The organism is Agrobacterium sp. AGB01, assembly GCF_014851585.1.
Taxonomy (GTDB): Bacteria; Pseudomonadota; Alphaproteobacteria; order Rhizobiales; family Rhizobiaceae; genus Agrobacterium.
In genome coordinates this window covers 389,015-410,235 of record NZ_JACVAB010000005.1, presented here as the reverse complement: position 1 = coordinate 410,235, position 21,221 = coordinate 389,015, and the positions used below count along the sequence as shown (strand labels likewise).

Genomic DNA, 21,221 nt, shown 5'->3' with positions numbered 1-21,221 from the left:
GCCCGGCATTGCTGCAGGGCTTTTCACTAATCGACTGAGCGTCAGATTAGAACGAACGGGTCAGACGAACCCAACCGGAAGTCGCGTCGTCGATATTCGCGCTTTGGTTATAACCTTGTAATTCCAATTCAATCAGTGAAGTTCTGCTGATCAAGCCCGAGAGGCGCGGCAAATGCGCCCGAGCATGAGAGCCAGCGCGCATCATGGGGCAGAGAAATTACAATCTTCCGTTGCAAAGCGTAAAGAGTTTGATAGACAAATAGCCCGATAGGCTTTTTGATGACGAGTGACATATGATCGAAACTGATAGGCTGTTGTTACGGCCATACGTGTTGGCTGAATGTCAGTCTTATCTGGCAATGTGCTCCGATCCCCTCGTACTCAAATTCCTGGGTGGAAAACCCTTTTCACCCGAGGATGCGTGGCATCGGATTTTACGCTACACGGGCCACTGGTCATTGTTGAATTATGGCATCTTCGCCGTCATTGAGAGAAGTTCAGGCGAATATATCGGTGAAACCGGGATCGCAGATTTCCACCGGGGACTTGGTGACGCCTTTGATGGGTACGGTGAAGCCAGCTGGACATTCGCTTCGCGGGTGCACGGGCGTGGATTTGCATTGGAAGCGGCCGAGGCAGCGCACAAATGGTACAATGCCAATTTACGCCAGAACCGAACCGTATGCCTTATCGATCCCGATAACGCAGCGTCTCTTAAAATGGCTGGTCGACTGGGCTACACCGCCTTCGATACGAGAGATTATAAAGGGCAGAGCATGATCGTGCTCGAACGCACGGCCTCTGCTTAGTAAACTATCGGCAGGCCTTTATAGGAGGCAGGTCGACAGAATGGTAAAGTGCGATATCGACAAAACACGCACATTGGTGACCATTTCTGCTGGCCTTGTAGGGTGTTGACCCCAAGCCCCGTCAGCTCACCGCCAAACGCGATGACGCGCTGAATGATTTAAAATCACTCAGCGATTTTATCGATTTACCGTCATCTATCGATGCAGAGTATCACAGCATTGGCAATTGTCATGGGCACGACGAGCAACTGCGACTCACCTGGATCTCCTCTTGAAACCAGGATTTGATGATCCGGTGCGGGATCAATATGGGCGCCACCAACATCTGTAACTGCTAATGTTTCCACTCCTCATTTTGCCGCCAAGTCACGGATTTCCTGAAGAAGCGGCGGCGCCATTCGGACAGCAGGCAACCAGACAACATCGTCCTCAGATAAGGTCGTCAATACCCCTGCCAACTGGTGCATTTGGCTGGCAAGATCGGTTGCGACATAACTGGAGCGGTTGAGGCGGAGGGCTCTAGCGCCTTTGCCTCGCAGACCTATGCTCAACGAGGTCGAATGATATTCAATGATCCGGCAGTTTGAGCCTACGGGTGAGTTTTTCGCAGCGCCAGTAAGAGATTGGTCATGGAAACCCCATAGGCTCCTACCGATATGAAAGGTGGTGGCTGCCATGGTTTTATGGGCATGATCCTTGATTACAGTTCACTTTTGATTGCGCTTGCCGTCTCGGCGACGTGTCTTGGTGTGACCCTGCTCGGCAGTTGGTTCGCACGCCGCTCCGAGACCTTTCTACTCAGCTGTACGCTAGGGCTCGTGCTTATCGTTGGCGGCATTGTGACCTACGGTTTCTATGTAGACGATCCTGCTGTGTCGTTTGGCGTTGTGTCGTTCATACTTCTTCATGCAGGTTTCGCAATTATCTGGGGAGCGGGCTGCCAATTTCGCAGCAACATCTTGCCGCTGCGAGCGACAATTGCCTGGGCTTTGGCAGCAATGCTTGTCTCCATCCCTCCGTTGCTGATCGGTTATGACGGGATCGCATTTATCGCTCAAAATACGGCGATTGCCGCAATGCTCTTCGCGACCGCCTGGCAATATTGGCGCGCCCGCAGGGAAGCACTTGTTCCTCTCATCGGTATTTCCATCCTCTATTGCCTGGCGGCAACATCCTTTGTTGTCTGCGCCGCCGTTCTAGTTGCCGACGGAAAGACCGTACTGGGAGTTGCGCCTAACAATTGGGCCGAGGATCTCAACATCGCTGTCTGCATCGCCGGCATGACCGGCATCGGCGCCCTTTCACTGGCCCTTCACCAATGGCGGCTCGCCGCACGTCACCTTCTGGAAGCCATCACAGATCCACTAACCGGCCTCCTAAATCGCCGTGCGCTATTCGAGCGCTACGGTCAGCGTTTGATCGGGCCGGAAACGGCAGTATTGGTCTTCGACCTCGATCATTTCAAATCCATCAACGACACTTTCGGGCACGCTGCCGGCGACCGGGTGTTGAAGATTTTTGCTGCTGAGCTTGCGGCTAATTGTGGACCCGGCGACACTGCTGCGCGTCTTGGTGGCGAGGAATTCGCACTGATTCTGACCGACGTCATGCCGAATCGTGCCGAGATGGTGGCAGAGAGCATTCGCAAAGCCTTCGAAGATCACAAAATCCATGTGGAAGGCGACACCTTCACGTCCACGGTCAGCGCCGGGATCGCCTTGGGATGTTCTGTCCCGATGGATTTCGACGCTATGCTGAGTGCGGCAGACAAGGCACTCTATATCGCCAAACGCGCGGGCCGTAACCGGATCGAGCTTGCAAGCCACCTGCACGCTGTATCGATTGGTGCCGCTCGAACCGTATCGTAGGCGAATTGTGCATCAAGCGAACCAAGGACAAGGGTGTCACACCGCTCTCATCGTTGATTACAGCCGAAGCAGTTCGACAACTAACTCGACCCTTCGTGCTTGATCGGCCTCGGGCCTGGCGACGACACCATACACGCAAGAAACGCAAGGTCTATTGGCAGGAAGAGCCCATCAGCCACTGCGGACATAAGCGATATCGCCACCATGATTTACCTCGGTTAGCCGAGGCAAACGATTAGGTCCTGGCCTCGCAAACCAAAGATGCGCCCTGGTAGCACACCTAGCCAAGGAAATCAGGGCGTTGTCGGGGCTGCCGTCGTAGAAAAGGCGATCGACCGTCTCCAGACGACTCCGCTGAGAAAATCGAGTTATTCACGACGCGTCAACCGCGGAACAAGGTTCATTCACGCAAATTATGCGCAAAGAAAAAGCCCGGCATCTCTGCCGGGCTTTCATTAATCGACTTTTCGTCAGATTAGAACGAACGTGTCAGGCGCAAGAAGCCAGAAGTGTTGTCGTCGCCAACGTCTGGGCTAACGTAGTCAACAGTCGCACCAACCTTAAGGCCCGTTGCAAGCTGGTATTCAGCCAATACACCAACACCCCAGATGTCGTTGTTGTCCTGCGTGCTCCAGTAAGCAAGGGAAGGAGCGATTGTCAGCTTCTCTGTTGCCTTGAGAGCGTACGAACCGGAAACGGTCCACTCGTAGGAAGTGGCAGCGAAGTCAGAGTCAAAACGGTCGACGTATACGTTGTCACCCGAAGACCAGCCTGCGCCGAGTTCCAGAGTGCCTGGTCCAATCGGTGCAACGAGCGTTGCATAGATGGCGCCTTCTTCAGCTTCGTTGTCGTAAACACCGCGCAGTGCAGCGTTTGCGGAACCGAAATCAACCTGTGCGTAACCCTGCAGACCAAATTCGGAACCTGCACGGTCGGAGTATTCGCCAGACAGATCGTTGATGCCAACACCAATGCGGAATGTACCTGCGTCGTAGAGGTAGCTGACAGTGTTGAAGTTTGTTGCAGCTTCAAACGCGTCAAGCTCACCGTAAATGCCGATGTCATCCCACCAGGTCAGAACTTTACCTGCAGTCAGGCCGCCGATGCTGACCCAGGCCTGCTCAAGCTCGAGAGACGAGGAAGCGTTTCCATCGCGAGGACGGTAGTCACCCTCCAAACGAATGTAGGTGCCGATGGTGCCGAGTTCTGAGTCGGTCTTCGTGTCGAAGAACACGCGAGCACGAACCTGGGAGTTCCAGTCAGACGAACGACCGCCTGGAGCCAGACCACCAATGTCCTCGCCGAATGCGACGGTCGCACGAACTTCGCCACCAATGCGCAGGCAGGTTTCAGTGCCTGGGATGTAGAAGTAGCCAGCGCCAAAAGCGTCGCAAACGCGTACGTATTCCAGAGGCTCTGGCTCGGCAGCGACGATAGCGTCAGCGGCATGTGCGCCAGAAACTGCTGCGAGTGCTGCAGCGGAGCCGATGAGAAGGCTCTTGATGTTCATAGTGACCTCCAGTGAAGGATTAAATTGTTATCGGTCAGATTTGAGAAAATCATCTCAAAACCTAAACCAGTTAAATAAAAACAGGCAAAGCCCGCTTCTTGACGGCAAGAATACGCGACGCACTCACGGTTGCAATCACGTCGCCTCAATTAGTGCAAGTTTTTGGACGCTTCCCACCGGGACGTTGCAAAATACACACAAAAGTAATGAAGCGGCATCAATCGTCACTTATTTCGATATCCATCTAAAAAACAACGAATTGTGTTAGAAATCTGGTCGAATTACGGCAAAAATATGCCATTGTTTTCGGAATGAAAGCATCAGACAAAGAGGCCGACACGCCTCTTCCGTGAAAACTGAGCGTCTACAAATTTAGCCTGACGACAACAATCATAGATTGTATTTCAATTCAAACATCAGGTCCTCCCGAGCTTTTAAAGCTTGTCGTTAAGGAGAAATCTGAGAAGAGATGCGGACCATCGAGAAGCCATCAAGCCGGTAAATTTGACTTATCTTTCGATCCAGCTGATTGCGTCATCTTCTCGGCACGTTACTCCAAGAGAGCGTGCTGCGTGTTGGAAATGAACTTTCGGAACCGCTCTGATTTAGGATTACGAAACACCTCTTCAGTCGGACCGTCCTCCTCAATGACGCCCTCGTGGAGGAAGACAATACGTGTTGCCACATCGCGTGCGAAAGCGATTTCATGCGTCACCAGCAACATGGTCCTTCCTTCTTTGGCAAGCGCACGCATTACGGCCAGAACCTCGCCCACGCGTTCGGGATCCAGTGCCGAAGTCGGCTCGTCGAACAACATGACCTGGGGATGCATGGCGAGCGCCCGGGCAATCGCAGCACGTTGCTGCTGCCCACCGGAAAGATGACCAGGATAGGCATCGCTTTTGTCGGCAATCCCGACCTTTTCCAGAAGGGCACGAGCTTCAACAACACATTCTGCGCGCGGGCGCCCCTGGACGTGGACCGGTGCCTCGATGAGATTCTCAAGAATGGTCATGTGAGACCATAAATTGAAGCTCTGAAAGACCATAGCGGCGCGTGCACGAATACCATCGATCTGCCGACCATCGGCAATGGCAAGACCGTTACCCTGCTTTTTGAGCTTGACGGTTTCCCCTGTCACCACGACCTCACCAGCTGTCGGAATTTCCAACATGTTGATGCAACGCAGCATCGTACTCTTGCCGGAACCCGAAGAACCAAGGATCGCGATGACCTCGCCTTTACGGGCATCCAGCGAGATGCCTTTGAGGACTTCGAGCGTCCCGAAGCTTTTGCGCAGGCTGCGCAGAGAGATAACGGGTTGCATGGCTGCCTCTTCAGTCATTGGGCGTGCTCCATTTTGCCGGTTGTCGGAATGCTGCGCAGATGGGGTGTCAACCACCAATCCAAAATCGAGATTGCGCGCGTCAGGAGGAAATTGATGATCAGATATATTGTCCCTGCAGCAATAAACACTTCCACCGGACGGTACGTCTCGGAGATCAGTCGCGCCGCGATGCCAGTGACTTCCATCATGGTGATGATTGAGACGAGCGAGGTCGCCTTGACCATCAGGATCAGTTCGTTTCCATAAGCCGGCAACGCTTGACGCAGTGCCAGTGGCAGGATGATACGACGGTAGAGTAACAGGCCGGACATGCCGCAAGCACGACCTGCCTCGATTTCGCGTTTGGAGACTGACATCAGGCCGCCACGCAATACTTCGCTTCCATAGGCAGCGCTGTTAAGCGCCAGCGCAAGAATGCCGCACCAATAGGCTTCGCGGAAGAACTGCCAGAGCCCAAAGCTTTGCAAGGTCGGCCGGAACTGACCCAGACCATAATAGATCAGGAAGATCTGGACGAGCAGCGGGGTGCCACGAATGGCAAAGACATAAACACTGGCCGGAGCACGCAATATCCAGAAGCTGGAAATTTGCATCAGTGAAATCAGCACTGCCAGGAGCAAGCCAAGACTGAAAGCAAAAGCGGTTAGCTCGAGCGTCAGGGGCACACCGGCAAGAAGCTGGACGAAGCTGTTGTAGACAAAGCGCGGATCCATCAGGCAAGCCCTCCGGCCATGCGGCGGCGCGCACGTCTCTCAAGCCATGAAAACACCCGTTGCGACACCCAGGTGATGACAAGAAAAATCGCCCCCGCGATGAGATAGAACTCAAACGGCTTGCGGGTAGATCCAGCGGCGATTTGCGACTGGCGAAGCAATTCGACCAGACCCGTGACGGAAATCAGTGCAGATTCCTTCAGGGCCATTTGCCAGATATTGCCGATACCTGGCAGTGCATGGCGAAAAACCTGAGGTGCAATGATACGACGGAACAGCAAAAAAGGGCTCATGCCCGCCGCTTTGCCTGCCTCGATCTCGCCCTTTGCGAGCACGCGGAACGCCCCACGGAACACCTCTGCCTGATAAGCACCGGAAACGACACCGATGGCCGTTGCACCGGCAGCAAAAGGTGGCGTGCCGACAAAGCCGGTCTCGCCCCAAAGGTTGAAGAGCCCGGTCACGGCCATGCTACCGCCGAAGTAGAAAAGGTAAATTACCAAGAGGTCGGGAATGCCGCGCAGGACAGTGGTGTAGGCATCGGCAGACAAGCGGACCGGCAAATTACCAGCCAGCTTGCCCCAGGCGATGAAGGCACCAATGATAACACCGATTAGGAAGCCACATCCCGCCACCGCGACCGTCATGAGAGCGGCTGTGAGCAAGGCTGGGCCCCATCCATCGGGACCGAAACTCACCAGTTGCAAGAGCTCCATCATCTTTGCCCTGTCCTTCTAAAATCGTTCCGGCAGCGGCTCAAACGTTGAACTGGAAACCGTCGACTGTCAGCGTTTGGCCAGTCATGAAGCACGGTTCGGACGTTGCGAGGAATGTTACCAGCCGCGCGACGTCATCGGCACAGCCAAGCCGACCGAGTGCAATGCCCTTGATCACCTCATCGGCACGGTCAGTGACGTTGGTGTCAATCTCGGTGCGAATGACACCCGGGCATATAGCGTTGATCGCGATCACGGGCCCAAGTTCCTTGGCCAGTGCACGTGTCATACCGAGAATCCCAGCCTTTGCGGCAGCATAGGCAAAACGGCTGACGGCCGCAGTGACACCACCCGATAGTGCATTGAGGGACGACATGGAGACGATGCGACCTCCGCCCTGCTTCAACATGTGTGGCGCAGTGTGCTGGATATAGTTGAAGCAGCTCTTCAGGTTGATCGCGATGGCCCGGTCGAACTCATCCTCGGAGATATCAAGGATACCCACTGGCGCCGAACGGCCGGCATTATTGAGGAGAAAGTCAATCCGGCCGAAAGCCTCGATGGTCTGCGCAACAACCTCGCCCGCACGCTGATGGCTCGAAACGTCGGCAACGAATGTCAGGACCTTGCGACCTTCCGCCGAAATCAATGCTGCTGTCTCGGCAAGCTCTTTTTCCAGGAGATCAACGAGAACCAGCGTGTATCCCGCTCGTGCAAGATCCATGGCACACGCCTTGCCGATTCCGCGCGCACCGCCAGTGACGATTGCGACCTTCTCATGTGCACTCATGTCTCAAACTACTCCTTTTCAAAATTTCCCACACATGGTATGGCTGCAACAATATTCTTCAATGAGAATTTGGTTCACATATATGAACAACAATACTGACTCTGAAGTGAAATCCGCCGTTCGTGTTCTGGAAGTTCTGGAGCTTCTTGCCCGCGCACAGAAACCCCTGACCCTGAAGATGATTGTCTCGGAACTGGGATACCCCAAGAGCAGCACCTTCAATTTGCTCGCGACCCTGGTGTCCCGCGCTTACGTCACGCGGGACGAGTCCGAGGCCTACCGTATCCACGAGGCCTTCCGTAACGGACCCGGCTGGTCAAGCGGGCGTGATGCGCAGTTGATCGCGACGGCACAGCCGATCATGGATGCCCTACGCGATACCGAGGGAGAAACAGTCTTTCTTGGCGCGCGTCGCCGCGATGGTCGCATCAAGCTTCTCGCCAAAAGCGTCAGCCACCAACTCGTGCGTTTTGATTCTGACCTGACCGGGTCAGATGCCTCCTTCTGCACCGCGATGGGCCGTGTTCTGCTCGGTTATTGGAAACCGGAAAAAACGGCAGCCTATCTAGCCCGCGAACGCATCGTGCAGATTACGGATCACACCGTCATCGACCGTGTGCAAATCCGCAGGATTATCGAAACAGCCCGTCAGAACGGATATGCAATCAGCGACCAGGAGGCCGTTGCGGGCGGATCCGGCGTTGCCGCACCAGTGCGCGACGCAACGGGTGAGGTAATCGCTGCTCTCAACATCGCCACTGTCACGGCGCGCTTCGATGCAAGCCGTGACAGAATGATCGCCGCCGTTATCCGCAATGCGGACGAACTCAGCTCCCGGCTCGGCTACAAGAGCCCAAACACGGAAAATCAGTGACATGGATATTCAATTTGAAGGAAAGCGCGTGCTCGTCACGGGTGCTGCCCGCGGTATAGGACGCGCCATCTGCGAAGCCTTTGCAGCCGATGGTGCCACAGTCGTGGCAACGGATGTCAATCTGGCCGAATTGGAACCCCTGCGCAACAGCACGATCGCCAAACGCGGAGGCTCAATCATCACTGCCAGGCTGGACGTGACAGATGAGGATAGCATTTCAGAAGTGGTAGCCGAACAAGGCGGTGAATTCGACATCTTCGTTCATGTCGCAGGCGGCGTATTGGGGCAGAAACGTCAGCCGGTCGAGACCGTCCCCGCAGCGGACTGGGACAGCATCTACAACGTCAACGTACGCGGCGCGTTCCTGGTCGCACGCGCCGTCGTTCCCGCCATGAAGGCGCAGGGCGCTGGCAAGATGGTGTTCATTTCGAGTGGTGCTGGGCTCGGTGTCAGCCTCACTGGCATTCAGGCCTATGCCAGTGCCAAGGCGGCCCTCATCAGTCTTGCCCGGCAGCTCGCCCATGAGCTTGGCCCCTTCGGCATCAACGTCAATGCAGTTGCGCCCGGTTTCCTGCGCACCAGCCCGGACTACGAACGCCAATGGGCCTCATATGGCGATGACGGACAGCAAGCCATGCTCGACCAGATCCCGTTGCGTCGTATCGGTCAGCCGGACGACATCTCAAACGCCGTCCTCTTCCTTGCCTCACCCTTTGCCAGCTGGATTACCGGCCAGACCCTTTCAGTCAGCGGAGGACCGGTCTCGTGAGCACCGAAAACACCGTACTCCCCACATGGACCTGGCCTGAAGACCGGCTTCAGGGTTTGATGAACCGTGCTCGCGCCGGGCGTAGTCTCAAACCGACAACCTGGCCAAATGATGCGAAATGTGCCGTCGCGCTTTCGTTTGATTCCGACCACGATACGTTCGAACTGCGCGATGGCGGCAAGTCGATATCCGCCCTGTCGCAGGGTCATTTCGGTCCCCGGCAAGGTATACCGCGCATCCTTCGGCTACTGGCCGAAAAGGCCATCCCGGCAACCTTTTTTGTGCCAGCCATCACTGCCCTGCACTATCCGGACGAACAGCGCGCCCTGATTGCCGAAGGACACGAAATCGGCCTGCATGGCTGGATTCACGAACGCAACACGCTGCTGGATGAAACGACGGAAAGAGATTTGCAGTATCGCGCCGCCGATACGCTGGAACAGATCACTGGCATCCGCCCTGTCGGCATTCGTACGCCTTCATGGGATTTCAGCGAAAACACATTGAAGATTACAGCCGAGATGGGTCTGCTTTATGACTCTTCGTTAATGGCGGACGTGGATTGCTATGAGCTGCTGCTTGACGGCGCGCCATCAGGCGTCATCGAACTACCTGTCGAATGGATCCGCGATGACGCCGCCTATCTGGTCATGGATCGCTGGGGCGGACTTCGTCCCCAGATCGCACCGCACGATATCCTGAAAATATTCATGCGGGAATTTGACGAGGCCTATGATGAAGGTGGCCTTTTCCAGTTGACCATGCATCCCGACATCATAGGACATCGCAGCCGGCTGTGGATTTTGAGGGAGCTGATCGGGCACATCCAGACGCGCCAGGATGTCTGGTTTGCAACGCATGCGGATGTTGTGAGATACGCAAAATCCTCCTGCCCATAAGGGTAGGCCGCGTCTTCCCAAACGCCCCGACCCGGCGCATTCAGCTGCGCCGGGTGTTTTCGTTTTGCATCGAAACATTAGTTGTTTTTCTGAACTTAATTCACATACATGAACGCCATTTCTCTTTTCAGGGACAACGCGCAGGTACAAACTGATTGTTAGTCAGGCCCGGCATCACCTAATCCAGGTGCCGGATGTCGGTCTCCGCTACCCAACCAATAAAAATGAGGGAACCATGTTCAAGAAATCCGCTCTCGCAACAGCCACCGCGCTCTGCGCATTTTCGATGCTTTTCGGCAGCACGGCACTCGCCAAAGACTGGAAGCAGGTCACCATTGGTGTCGAAGGTGCATTTCCGCCCTTTAACTCCACCACCGCCAGCGGTGAACTCCAAGGCCTCGACCTCGATGTAATCAAAGAGGTCTGCAAGCGCGCTCAACTCGAATGCAATATTGTTGCACAGGACTGGGATAGCCAGATTCCGTCGCTTCTTGCCGGCAAGTTTGACGCCGTTTTGACCATGGGTCCGAACGAGGAGCGCCGCAAGGTCATCGACTTCTCTGACCCTTACGTCATCACGCCCAACACGTTCCTGGTTGCCGCAGATGGTCCGCTGACGAAGCTGCCGCACACCGGCGAGCATCTCAACACCGACACCGACGAAGGCAAAAAGGCGATTGCCGAAATCAAGGATGCGCTGAAGGGCATGACACTTGGTGCCTCTCTTTCCACCAGCCAGTTGAAATTTGTTGAGCAGAACTTCGGAGACGTCGTCGAAATCAAGACTTATAAGTCCTCCGAGCAGGTGCAACTTGACATCGAAGGCGGCCGCCTTGACGGGCAGTTCGACAATGTCGTGTTTGCCCGCGACCGCGCAGACGCCAGCAAAGGTACGCTGGCAACCAGCGGTCCACTGCTTGTCGGCGGCATTCAGGCGACCAATGTTTGCATCGGCCTGCGCAAGGAAGAACCGGAACTTAAGGCCATCCTCGACAAGGCACTTGGCGAAATGGCCAAGGATGGCACGCTCGCCGAACTTTCGACGAAATGGTTTAAGGTGGATCTCAGCCCGAAGGGTTAATTCAAAGCAGTTAACTTTAGCGCATCATATCGACCCCGCGAGACAGCGGGGTTGTTCCAATCAGAACCTTTTCACAATGAAAACTTCGGCTCTTGACCCTTTCTAGAGCCCCAGACTTCCGCTAACGCGGATCTTAAACTCGGCATTCTCAACGCATTGACGGCATCAAAGCGAACGAAGACGCCAACGACGTCACTAGTTATGATCTCGCGTCTTCCATCTCATCCACTTCCGGGCCGAATATCATGGCTCGCACGTCCATCTGATCGACCGTGCGTTGTCGCAGATATCCCCTTCAGCTTGGGCCTACTTCGATAACATCGGAACCGAGATCATGGGAGCCGGCAAATTCGGCCTGCACAACCTCCTAGATAACATTCGCCTGCGAAGACGACTTTGGACCGGTCGTGTTGAGGAACTCGTCATTGTCGTAGCGACCGGAACGCTGCTATCTCCTCGCTATGGCAAGGGAACGCAATGCCACCACGGTGGCTTAATGATAAGTGTGGCATCTACGTTTTGTAGCTGGGGTGATACGGGTGCCGAACTGTTCGCTCTATTGTCTAGCCACAACTTGCGCGGTTTCACCCGCACTGGACTCACCCTCTTTAACCCCGGCCAGCGACAGGCTGGCCAAGGGTGATCATCGACAGCTGGTAAATATTGCACTCCCATACGGGATCAACATTTCAGCACCTATTGTCGTCATACGGGGCACAGAGCGCTGCTCCTGCCCCATATGAGTGCAGATTTTAGAAGTGGTAGTTCACGCCAGCCTTTACTGTGTGGTCGCTTACGGTCGTTTCGCTAAGCGGGCCACCGGTGCTGCTGCGCACATCGCCAGTGCGCGCGTAGTTGTATTCCACCTTGCCGGAAATCTGCTGGTTGAACTTGTGTTCAACGCCAGCGCCGACCAACCAGCCAGGCTTCCAGCCGTCGGGACCCTGCGCCGTACCGTCGCGCATGCTGGTAATCGTGGCGCCTGCCGTGCCGTAGACCAGTGTATCGCCAAGAGGCATGCCGGCCTTGGCCTTGGCAGAGACGCGGTAGCGCTCTTCCAGATTGCCGCCTGGTACGAGCACCTTGGTGTCGCCTAGGTGTGACAGTTCCCCTTCGCCGCCGACGACGAAACCGTTCGTTTCCATGTTGTAGCCACCCTGGATGCCACCCATGAATTCACGGTCGCCGGAGAAAGGATTGCCATGGCGCGAAGCCGTACCGGCATGAAGACCGACATAACCACCGGTCCAGCCGGAAGACTGGGATGCCGGCTCGTTGTACGACGGTGCTTCATAGGAATTGGTGAGGTCGGCTGCGAAAGCAGGACCGGAAATGACAGCGGCTGCAAGCACTGATGCGATGTACTTCTTGATCATGACTTTACTCCATACACAGCCCGCAGATGGTGAATGCGCAGGCGAAACATCGGCTTTCGCCACGGGTGAGTTCAAATCGGAACAGCTCAGTCGCTGACCGTAAGCACACCCGCACCGGTATGCCTTTCATTTTCATTAAAACATTAACAGCCTGTTAACCGAGAGAGGCGAGGTGCCGAGATGAAGTGTTCAATTGGTCGGCTTATACGGTGGCTCACACCGCAATAGTGTAGGGGGGCAGAACGCGAGAGACAACGGAATCAAATGCTTGCAATCGATCCAGGGATCGCCATCCTTCGATTTCCAAACAGAGAACATTTTTTCGTGAGCGTTGCGCTAAAATTACGTGATCGCGACGTGTCGAAACACGATTCATAGACTTTCGTCTGCAGGTGGTATGACAATCGGGTTTCTCGCGGTAATAACCGGCGGCCCTTCTATCATCGTACTCCATTGGCACTAATGCGGCGCTCTGACCAACTTCATCGCGCAATGTTCAAACAACGTGCCAACACCAGGGCCGGTATTGCCTGGCACCGTCTTGGGACGACCTTATGAGCGCATGTTATTCTTGAGCCCACCCTAGGCGCCCCTGCGTTCCATCCGGATCATATCCGCTGCCTTTTCGGCAATCATTACCACTGGCGATGCGGTGTTGCCGGAAATGATACGCGGCATGATCGAGGCATCGACAATACGCAATCCTTGAATGCCTTTTGCCCGCAACGCCGGGTCAACGACGGCGTCGGCATCCACTCCCATGCGGCATGTGCCGACCGGATGGAAGATGGTAGTGGCAATGTCGCCTGCTTTTTCCAGGAGCGCGTCATCACTTTCGAACTGGCGGCCGGGAAGAATCTCCTCGGGCTGGTAGGGGCGCAATGCGTTGGCCGCCATTACTTGCCGGGCCTGACGGATCGCTGCGATAGCAACAGAGCGGTCATGGTCGGTCGACAGATAGTTTGGCCGGATTTCCGGTTGCTGGTGCGGATCGGTCGAGCTGATGTGGCATGTACCCACACTGCTCGGGCGCAATTGGCAGACCGAAACGGTAATGGCCGGGAACGGATGCAGCGGATCGCCGAGCTTGTCGGTGGAGAGGGGCTGGACGTGGTACTCGATATCAGGACGGTTTGCGCCGGGAGTGGATCGCGTGAACATGCCGAATTGGCTTGGTGCCATCGACATCGGTCCGGAGCGCATCAGCGCATATTCCGCTGCGATTTTGATCTTGCCCCTCCAGGAATTGGCAAGCTGGTTGAGTGTGATGGTGTCCTTGACTTTAAAGACGGTCCGGATTTGCAAATGGTCTTGCAGATTTTCACCCACAGTGGATTTCGCCAGATTGACCTTGATGCCAAGCGATCCGAGACGGCCGGGATCACCGATGCCGGACAATTCCAGCAGCTTCGGTGAGTTGATGGCGCCGGCCGACAGGATTACTTCACCGCTGGCTTTCGCATGAAATGAGCCTTCGGATGTGCGATACTCGACACCGGTGACGCGGCTTCCCTCCATCGTCAACCGCTCCACCAGCGCATGTTTGATGAGGCGCAGGTTTGGGCGCTTCAGAGCGGGTCGCAAGAAGCCGCGCGCCGTGTTCCAGCGCACGCCCTTATGCTGGTTCACGTCGAAGAAACCCGATCCTTCATTGTCGCCATCGTTGAAGTCCGCACGAGGCTCAATGCCGAGTTCGCGGGCACCCGTCTGCACCGCCTCGAGGATCTTCCACTTCAGCCGCTGGCGACTGACCTTCCAAGGTCCGCCGGTCGAATGCATGTCGCCTTGCGGACCATGGAAATCTTCGGAGCGTTTGAAATAGGGCAGCACATCCGACCACCCCCAACCGTCATTGCCGAGTTCGCGCCAGCCATCATAATCGGCCGCTTGCCCACGCATATAGATCATGCCGTTGACCGACGTGCAGCCACCCAGCACCTTGCCGCGCGGGTAAGCGAGACTGCGCCCATTGAGGCCTGCCTCGGCAGCTGTGCGCATCATCCAATCGGTCCGTGGGTTGCCGATGCAATAGAGATAGCCCACGGGGATCTGCACCCAATGATACCGATCAGAGCCCCCGGCTTCCAGCAGCAGGACACGTATGGTTGGATCTTCGGTAAGGCGGGCGGCCAACACACAGCCTGCCGTCCCTGCCCCGACGATCACATAGTCATATTGGCCTTCCAGGCCAGTCGCTTCCGCCATGGTTCCTGTCCTCATTGACAACGGTAGTCGCGTTACGTCCTTGCGAACTAACTCACCCTAATTTTTCAAAGCGTTCCAGAAATTCCGCATCTGGCCTGTGAGCGCCGCGTAGATGGCATAGCGTCTGCGAAAATGCTCGAAGTGTTTGGCTTCAGGGCGAAAGTCGCGGGCGACCCGGGTCATTGCCTGAACGGCATCTTCGTAAGAAGGATAATGGCCAACGGCGACTGTCACGCCAATCGCAGCCCCCAACGCTCCAGTCTCTCTTGCTTCTGCCACGATCAGCGGAATTTCCAGAACATCCGCCATCATCTGCGGCCAGTGTGGGCTTCGCGAACCACCGCCCGACATGACGGCTCTACTGACCGACAGTCCGGCATTTTCAAGCACTTCTACATGGCGCCGATGCTCGAAGCAGACGCCTTCGAACAGTGCCCTCAGCATGTGCCCTTCACCGTGCCAGCCCGCCAGCCCATAGAAGCCACCGCGAAACTCCGCGCCTAAACGCGAGCCGAAAATGAAGGGATGGAAGAACGGATCGTCGGCGCGTGGCACGACTTTGCCAACTTCCTGATTGCAGCGCTCGAAGGCCTGGTTACCATGGTCACCGCGCATGCGGTGAACATACCATTCAAGATTGGCAGCAGAGGTGGCGCTGGACTCGATGTTGACATATCGGTCCTTGCCGAAGACCGTCACCATAAAGACATCGTCACTGATAACGGGCTTATCGGCAAAGACCTGGTTGATACTCCAGGTTCCAGCCACCACCGAGGCCTCTCCTGCGTGAATGATGCCGGAGCCCAGCGCACTCGACACCACATCGAAGAAGCCACCGATGACGGATGTTCCTTCAGCAAGTCCGGTGACCTGTGCCGCCTTGGCGCTCACACGTCCAACGATCTCGGCCGATTCAACGCGATCAGGAAAGAAGGAAAGCGCATCCTCCAAATGGTAGAGGCTCAGCAAAGCCTCGTCGAGCACGCTTTCCGGCATGGCGAGAAGCCCGGCTCCACTCAGGTCGGAAATGTCGTTGGTCAGACGGTCCGTCAGGCAAAAGTTGATGTAGTCCTTACAGAACAGCACGGCGCCGATCCGGGCGTAAAGCGCTGCTTCGTGACGTTTGACCCAAGCAAGAAGTGTCGGCGTTTGCGATGGCCAGGGTCGTTGCAGACACCGCGCCTGAAGAGCCGCGCCGTTTTCTTGGTCAAGTTCGGTGGCAATATCACAGGCGCGGCTGTCGAGAGACTGGATGCCCTTTAACGGGCGCATCTCCTTATCGAGCAGATAAAGCCCGTTGCCATGGCCGGCGCAGCCGATGCCGAGGATCCGGCTGGGATCGACCCCGGAGCTTGAAATCACCTCGCGGATAGCCCTGCAGCCATTCTCCCAGAGCTCGGATAGATCGCGTTCAACATGCCCAGGTTCCGGGATACTCGATTTTCCGTCGAGCGCGCATTGCGCAACCTGATGCCCTTTTGTGTCGAACAGCACAGCCTTGATAACCGTGTTGCCCACATCGACGCCCAGAACGTAATTTGTTTCAGCCACGGTTGTAGATATCCCACGCTTCTTCGCCACCGGCACGCTGATGAATGATAGCCATCAGCGCCTTTACGACGGCCTTCGGATTATCATGTTGATAGATATTGCGGCCATAGACCATACCGTTTGCGCCCTGCTCCATGATAGCAGCAGATTTTGCCAGCACGGTACGCAAATCCTCCTTCCCGCCGCCGCGCACGAGAACCGGGCAACGGGCCGCTTCGATCACCTTGTGGAAATCCGCAGGGTCCGTCGTCGGATCGGCCTTGATGATATCGGCGCCCATTTCGGATGCCAGGCGCACCAGGGTTACGATCTTTTCGGCATCTCCATCCACCTGATAACCGCCACGTACATCATTGGGCAGCATCACCAGCGGCTCGATCATCAGGGGCATGCCGTAGCGATGGCAATCGGCGCGCACGCGGCTGATGTTTTCGACGCATTGGCGAAACAGTTCCGGTTCGTCCGGCAGCATGAACAGGTTGACGACAACGCAGGCCGCATCCATTTCCAGCGCGCCAATGATCGGCTCTTCGTGATTTTGCAGTTGCGACCACATGCTGCGGTGGCGCGTGGAATTGTAAGGATTGCCCATATCAATGCGCATCACGAGTGCCGGCTTGTCGCGTTCCGGTCTGGATTGCAGCAGGTCGGCCTGACCATAGGCCATCTGAATGGCATCTGGTCCGGCTTCAATGAGTTTGCCAACAACACCGGCCATATCTTCCAGACCGACGAGAAAGCTCGGCTCGTTGCAGACCCCGTGATCGAGTGCGACATCGAGGCAGCCGCCTTGACGAAACAGCCTGTTCATTCTTGCCTTGCGGGAAACGCGTCTCATGATGCCTTGTCCTTTGCTGTACATCTATCCTGAAGCATTTCGATCGACACGCCGTAATAGGCCTGAAGTTCGTCAATCACCTGTCGCCGTTCGGCGAATGCGTTATCAGCTGTCCAGCCGAGTTCGCGCGATGCGACGGCAAGCAGCGTGTCGAGGATGTCGAGATCAAGCTCGCCGGTAATGGCGAGGCTAGTGCGTCGCAGCACCAGATCGGACAGGTGCCGCACATCTTCTGCCTGAATAAGCCAGGCGATCTCGGCGAGCGTCATGGCCGTCGCGGCAGAGAACGAGACATCGTCAGAGCGCGAACGGCAGAAGGTCATCAATTCGAAGGCCCGCGAGCCATAGGTGGTCGCCAGATGATAGGCACGCGCTTTGCCAATGGCAAACTCACGGGAGAGCTGTTGGGACAAGAGATCCGCGCTACCCGGGTGGTTCATGCCGCCGCCAATGGGGCGATTGTCCGTGGAGGTGACGCGGGACCGTCCTATTCCAGCCAACACCTCGTCGGTGAGTTGCTCACCAAATGCGCGGAAGGTCGTCCACTTGCCGCCGACCATGCACAATTGCGGCGGGTTGGAATCGACGCGATGGATCAGGTGGCTGCGCGAAATCTTTCCCGTGAACTCCGCTTCGCTGCGCGGCAGAGGGCGAATACCGCTATAGCTGAAGACGATATCCGAGGCCGCAACATTGACGTTCGGAAAAACGGTGCGCACCGCATCAAGGATGTAGTCGCGCTCTTCCGGTTCGCAGCGTGTCCGGCCAGGCGTGTTCACCTTGATATCAGTCGATCCGGCAAGCACGCGTCCGAGATAGGGAAAGAGAATACAGACCCGATTGTCGACATTCTCAAAGAAGACCATGTGCCCGTTCAACGCCTCATAGAGCGCCTGATTGGCAAGGATGATATGGGAGCCCTTGGTGCCGGTAACGCTCGGCTCACTGGTTTTCGCGGCATTGCCAAGAGCGCCGATCGTCTCGTCGATCCAGGCCCCCGTTGCATTGACGATCATCCCTGTGCGGATCACCAGTGGTTCATCCGCCTCTTCCGCCAGGAGATGATAAGCGTCGCCGCTTCGGTTCAACTGCGCATAGTTCAGGGCGATTGCCTGCGGCGCGTCGCGACGCGTATCCAGCACCAGTTCCAATGCCAGCCGCTCGGGCTGGCGGATCCAGGCGTCGAAATAGGTTGCCGAGAAGCGCACGCGCTCATCCAGTTCTGGCCAGCGCGATCTGGTGGTGCGATTGTTGTGAAACTCGTGCCGTGGCAGGAGACGGTTCTTGCGAGTGACGAAGTCATAAAGCGCAAGCCCGATCTTGATCGCCACCGCCCCACGGCTTGCAGGCTTGCCCGATGAGCCAAAGAACGTCGCCGCAGCATTAAAAAGGCCGCCAAAGATCGAATGAATTGGGATCGTCGTGGGCAAGGGATGAACCAGATGCGGCGCGAGGCGCAGCAGTGTATCCCGCTCCATCAGCGATTCCCGCACAAGGTCGAACTCGCCATTTTCCAGATAGCGGAGACCGCCGTGGATCATGCGGGACGGCGCTGCACTGCATCCGGAAGCAAAATCATCGCGCTCCACAAGAAGCACTCTCAGGCCCTGCAAAGACAGATCGCGGTATGCACCGATACCATTGATCCCGCCACCCACAACGACGACATCGAAATCGGCATCTTGTCGAATTCGTCTGAGCGCATCCTCGCGGAAATTGGACATGGAAATACCGTTCGCTGGTTTTCAAGCCAACGTCCCAATCTGGTGTTGCGGTGTTTAAGACTTAGAGCACCTCCGGTGAACATGAATTCACCTGCGCTGCTCTAACTATTTGTTTTCACGCATTTCCGGGCGCAAAGCCGAGTAAGCGTTCTAGAAATGCTCTAACGGTCCTGATCGACCAGATGCTCTGCAATGCCATCAGATAGTATCGCCACCTCGTGCGCTGTCAGACGCAAGCGCGCCGCTCCAGCATTCTCGATGGCTTGTTTGGGATCACGGGCACCGCACAGGGAAAAAGTGATCCCAGGCTGGGCCACCGTCCAGGCAATTACCACCTGCGCTATTGTTGCCTGATGACGATCCGCCACCGGAGTTACGACCTCCATCAGGCGCGCCACTTTCTGACGATTGCCGGGGCTGAAGCGCGGATTGTCTTTCCTCTGGTCATCACCGGTGAAGACCCTGTCCGGCCCCATCTTGCCAGAGAGAAGACCAAGCGCCAGCGACGAGTAGCTGAGGATGGAGACGTCATTGGCAAGGCACGTCGGCACGAAACTTGTTTCGATGTCGCGCTTGACCATCGAGTATTCTTCCTGGATGGCATCGAGGGCACCGGTAGCGATGTAGGCGGCAAGGTCTTCCTTCGAAACGTTGCTTGCGCCAATCGATCGGATCTTGCCCTCCTCCTTCAGCCGCGCCAGTTCACCGACTGTGTCTGCGATCGGTGTCGTGGCGTCCTGCCAATGGGTGACGTAGTGATCGATGTAGTCAGTGCCGAGCCGTTTGAGGCTGTGTTCGATCTCGTAGCGAATGGAGTGCGGACCAAGGTAGCGGTGCACTGGCCTGCCATCCTGGTGAAAGAAATAGGCGCCTTCCTCCACATTCCAGACCAGGCCGCATTTGGTCACGAGCACGACCTTGTCGCGCTGGTCAGCAATGGCTTTGCCGACGATCGCCTCTGCGAGACCCATGCCGTAAGCAGGCGCCGTGTCGATGAGAGAAATGCCAGCGTCGATGGAGGCCCGGATAGCATCGATCGATGTCGTCTCGTCGGTGCCACCCCACATCCAGCCGCCGATCGCCCAAGTACCGAGCCCGACAGCAGACGCTTCGATGCCGCTTTTTCCGATGGGCCGCTTCAAGACAGGTGCGTCATTCATTCGTGTTATCCTTCCCAAAAGTTTCAAGCGCCTTGGCGATTTCCTCATCGACAACCAGCGATGTCAGGAACCGCCCCGCAAGCGCTGCGGACACCGGGCCCGCCTTCAATTCACCCGCAGCAACCCCGATGACCGAAGGGCAATTGGCAAGTTGCTGCGGATCGAGAGCCACGACCCGCGAGTTCAAGTCACTGTCGGCAAGCGAACCATCCGCGCGGATCAGGTGCGCCAGAAACTCGCCTGCAATACCTGCATCCATCAGCGCCTGGCTGCCTCGGGCCGGATCCGGTAAGAGATCGTAGTAGCCAGAGCCCGGAGCCTGTACGGATCCGATGCCGACCAGCGCTACTGTTGCCTGACGCGCCAAATCGAACACGTCGCGGATCGAGGCGACATTCATGAGCACGTCACGTTGCTGCTTGTCCTCGACGAACAGAGGCGCATGAACCAGCTGTGCCGTGCCGCCGAGCTTTTCCGCCAACTGGGTGGCGAGATGGTTGACGTCGGTATAGTGCTTCCCCTGCACTCCCCCTGTCAGCGGCACCACCCGCACGTCGAAGCGCCGCTCCGCCTCCAGACTGTCTACGACTGCGCTCACTGCCTTGCCGCCGGTGATGGCGATGACATCGCCGTCACGGATCGTTTCAAGCAGATGGTTCGCAGCAACGCGTCCGACCATCTGCAAGGTTGTCTCGGGATTGTCCGAAACGGTTGGCGTCACCATGGCCTGCTTGAGACCAAACCGTCCGACGACGTTATTTTCCAGATCGACGAGCCGCTGGTAGGGGCTTGAGATGCTGATCTTGACCATGCCCGCCTTGCGGCCAGCGGCAATCATTCTGTTGACTTTCGTGTGAGACAGATTGAGCTTTTCAGCGATCTCCGACTGTTTCACACCCTCGATAAAATGCAGAACGAGAACGGAATACATCTGACGCTGCTGATCGAATTCGTCCCTGTAGTCCACCATGATGTATCGTCTCCTTCTTG

Annotated in this window: 18 protein-coding genes; 6 read left to right on the top strand and 12 right to left on the bottom strand. The window is 56.4% G+C overall.

Annotated elements, in window-relative coordinates:
* The first annotated feature begins 293 nt into the window (after positions 1-293).
* Positions 294-809 carry a GNAT family N-acetyltransferase gene (locus tag IB237_RS19130; RefSeq protein WP_192490276.1) on the top strand — a complete coding sequence of 172 codons (516 nt, stop codon included), beginning with the start codon at positions 294-296 and terminating at the stop codon, positions 807-809.
* Positions 810-1,498: 689 nt separating this feature from the next.
* Complete coding sequence (locus IB237_RS19125) at positions 1,499-2,677, top strand: GGDEF domain-containing protein (protein WP_192490334.1); 1,179 nt, start codon at positions 1,499-1,501, stop codon at positions 2,675-2,677.
* A gap of 475 nt (positions 2,678-3,152) precedes the next feature.
* Here the strand turns inward: IB237_RS19125 and IB237_RS19120 are convergent, their stop codons facing one another.
* The 5 genes from IB237_RS19120 to IB237_RS19100 all read right to left on the bottom strand — a co-directional run bounded on the left by IB237_RS19120 (position 3,153) and on the right by IB237_RS19100 (position 7,754).
* Positions 3,153-4,187 carry a porin gene (locus IB237_RS19120; RefSeq protein WP_192490275.1) on the bottom strand — a complete coding sequence of 345 codons (1,035 nt, stop codon included), beginning with the start codon at positions 4,185-4,187 and terminating at the stop codon, positions 3,153-3,155.
* Between the two features lie 550 nt (positions 4,188-4,737).
* Entirely contained in the window at positions 4,738-5,532 is a 795-nt protein-coding gene (locus tag IB237_RS19115; RefSeq protein ID WP_192490274.1) for an ABC transporter ATP-binding protein, read from the bottom strand.
* Positions 5,529-6,248 (bottom strand): ABC transporter permease, encoded by a 720-nt coding sequence (locus IB237_RS19110; RefSeq protein ID WP_192490273.1) that lies wholly within the window; start codon positions 6,246-6,248, stop codon positions 5,529-5,531. Before IB237_RS19110 ends, IB237_RS19115 begins: the two co-directional genes overlap by 4 nt.
* A complete protein-coding gene (locus IB237_RS19105) occupies positions 6,248-6,964 on the bottom strand; it encodes an ABC transporter permease (RefSeq protein ID WP_192490333.1) in 717 nt (238 codons plus the stop codon). The genes IB237_RS19110 and IB237_RS19105 overlap by 1 nt, the downstream gene beginning before the upstream one ends.
* Before the next feature lie 40 nt (positions 6,965-7,004).
* A complete protein-coding gene (locus IB237_RS19100; RefSeq protein ID WP_192490272.1) occupies positions 7,005-7,754 on the bottom strand; it encodes an SDR family NAD(P)-dependent oxidoreductase in 750 nt (249 codons plus the stop codon).
* Positions 7,755-7,836: 82 nt separating this feature from the next.
* Here IB237_RS19100 and IB237_RS19095 point away from each other — a divergent pair, with 82 nt between their 5' ends.
* The 4 genes from IB237_RS19095 to IB237_RS19080 all read left to right on the top strand — a co-directional run bounded on the left by IB237_RS19095 (position 7,837) and on the right by IB237_RS19080 (position 11,377).
* Positions 7,837-8,628 carry an IclR family transcriptional regulator gene (locus IB237_RS19095; protein ID WP_192490271.1) on the top strand — a complete coding sequence of 264 codons (792 nt, stop codon included), beginning with the start codon at positions 7,837-7,839 and terminating at the stop codon, positions 8,626-8,628.
* A 1-nt stretch (position 8,629) separates the two neighbouring features.
* The gene (locus IB237_RS19090) at positions 8,630-9,397 is read left to right on the top strand and encodes an SDR family NAD(P)-dependent oxidoreductase (protein ID WP_192490270.1); all 768 of its coding nucleotides are present in this window, start codon (positions 8,630-8,632) and stop codon (positions 9,395-9,397) included.
* A 59-nt stretch (positions 9,398-9,456) separates the two neighbouring features.
* The gene (locus IB237_RS19085; protein ID WP_192490332.1) at positions 9,457-10,296 is read left to right on the top strand and encodes a polysaccharide deacetylase; all 840 of its coding nucleotides are present in this window, start codon (positions 9,457-9,459) and stop codon (positions 10,294-10,296) included.
* Between the two features lie 235 nt (positions 10,297-10,531).
* Positions 10,532-11,377: a transporter substrate-binding domain-containing protein gene (locus IB237_RS19080; RefSeq protein ID WP_192490269.1), complete on the top strand. Its 846-nt coding sequence runs from the start codon at positions 10,532-10,534 to the stop codon at positions 11,375-11,377.
* A 752-nt stretch (positions 11,378-12,129) separates the two neighbouring features.
* Here IB237_RS19080 and IB237_RS19075 read toward each other — a convergent pair.
* From IB237_RS19075 to IB237_RS19045, 7 genes are all read right to left on the bottom strand, one after another.
* Positions 12,130-12,753 (bottom strand): outer membrane protein, encoded by a 624-nt coding sequence (locus IB237_RS19075; protein WP_192490268.1) that lies wholly within the window; start codon positions 12,751-12,753, stop codon positions 12,130-12,132.
* Between the two features lie 582 nt (positions 12,754-13,335).
* Positions 13,336-14,958 (bottom strand): GMC family oxidoreductase, encoded by a 1,623-nt coding sequence (locus tag IB237_RS19070; RefSeq protein ID WP_192490267.1) that lies wholly within the window; start codon positions 14,956-14,958, stop codon positions 13,336-13,338.
* 57 nt (positions 14,959-15,015) lie between these two features.
* Positions 15,016-16,488 carry an FGGY-family carbohydrate kinase gene (locus IB237_RS19065; protein WP_210324033.1) on the bottom strand — a complete coding sequence of 491 codons (1,473 nt, stop codon included), beginning with the start codon at positions 16,486-16,488 and terminating at the stop codon, positions 15,016-15,018.
* A 13-nt stretch (positions 16,489-16,501) separates the two neighbouring features.
* Positions 16,502-17,347 carry a class I fructose-bisphosphate aldolase gene (locus tag IB237_RS19060; protein WP_192490265.1) on the bottom strand — a complete coding sequence of 282 codons (846 nt, stop codon included), beginning with the start codon at positions 17,345-17,347 and terminating at the stop codon, positions 16,502-16,504.
* Complete coding sequence (locus tag IB237_RS19055; RefSeq protein WP_192490264.1) at positions 17,344-19,071, bottom strand: glycerol-3-phosphate dehydrogenase/oxidase; 1,728 nt, start codon at positions 19,069-19,071, stop codon at positions 17,344-17,346. Before IB237_RS19055 ends, IB237_RS19060 begins: the two co-directional genes overlap by 4 nt.
* 161 nt (positions 19,072-19,232) lie before the next feature.
* A complete protein-coding gene (locus IB237_RS19050; protein ID WP_192490263.1) occupies positions 19,233-20,231 on the bottom strand; it encodes an aldo/keto reductase in 999 nt (332 codons plus the stop codon).
* The gene (locus IB237_RS19045; protein ID WP_192490262.1) at positions 20,224-21,201 is read right to left on the bottom strand and encodes a sugar-binding transcriptional regulator; all 978 of its coding nucleotides are present in this window, start codon (positions 21,199-21,201) and stop codon (positions 20,224-20,226) included. Before IB237_RS19045 ends, IB237_RS19050 begins: the two co-directional genes overlap by 8 nt.
* Positions 21,202-21,221: the final 20 nt, after the last annotated feature.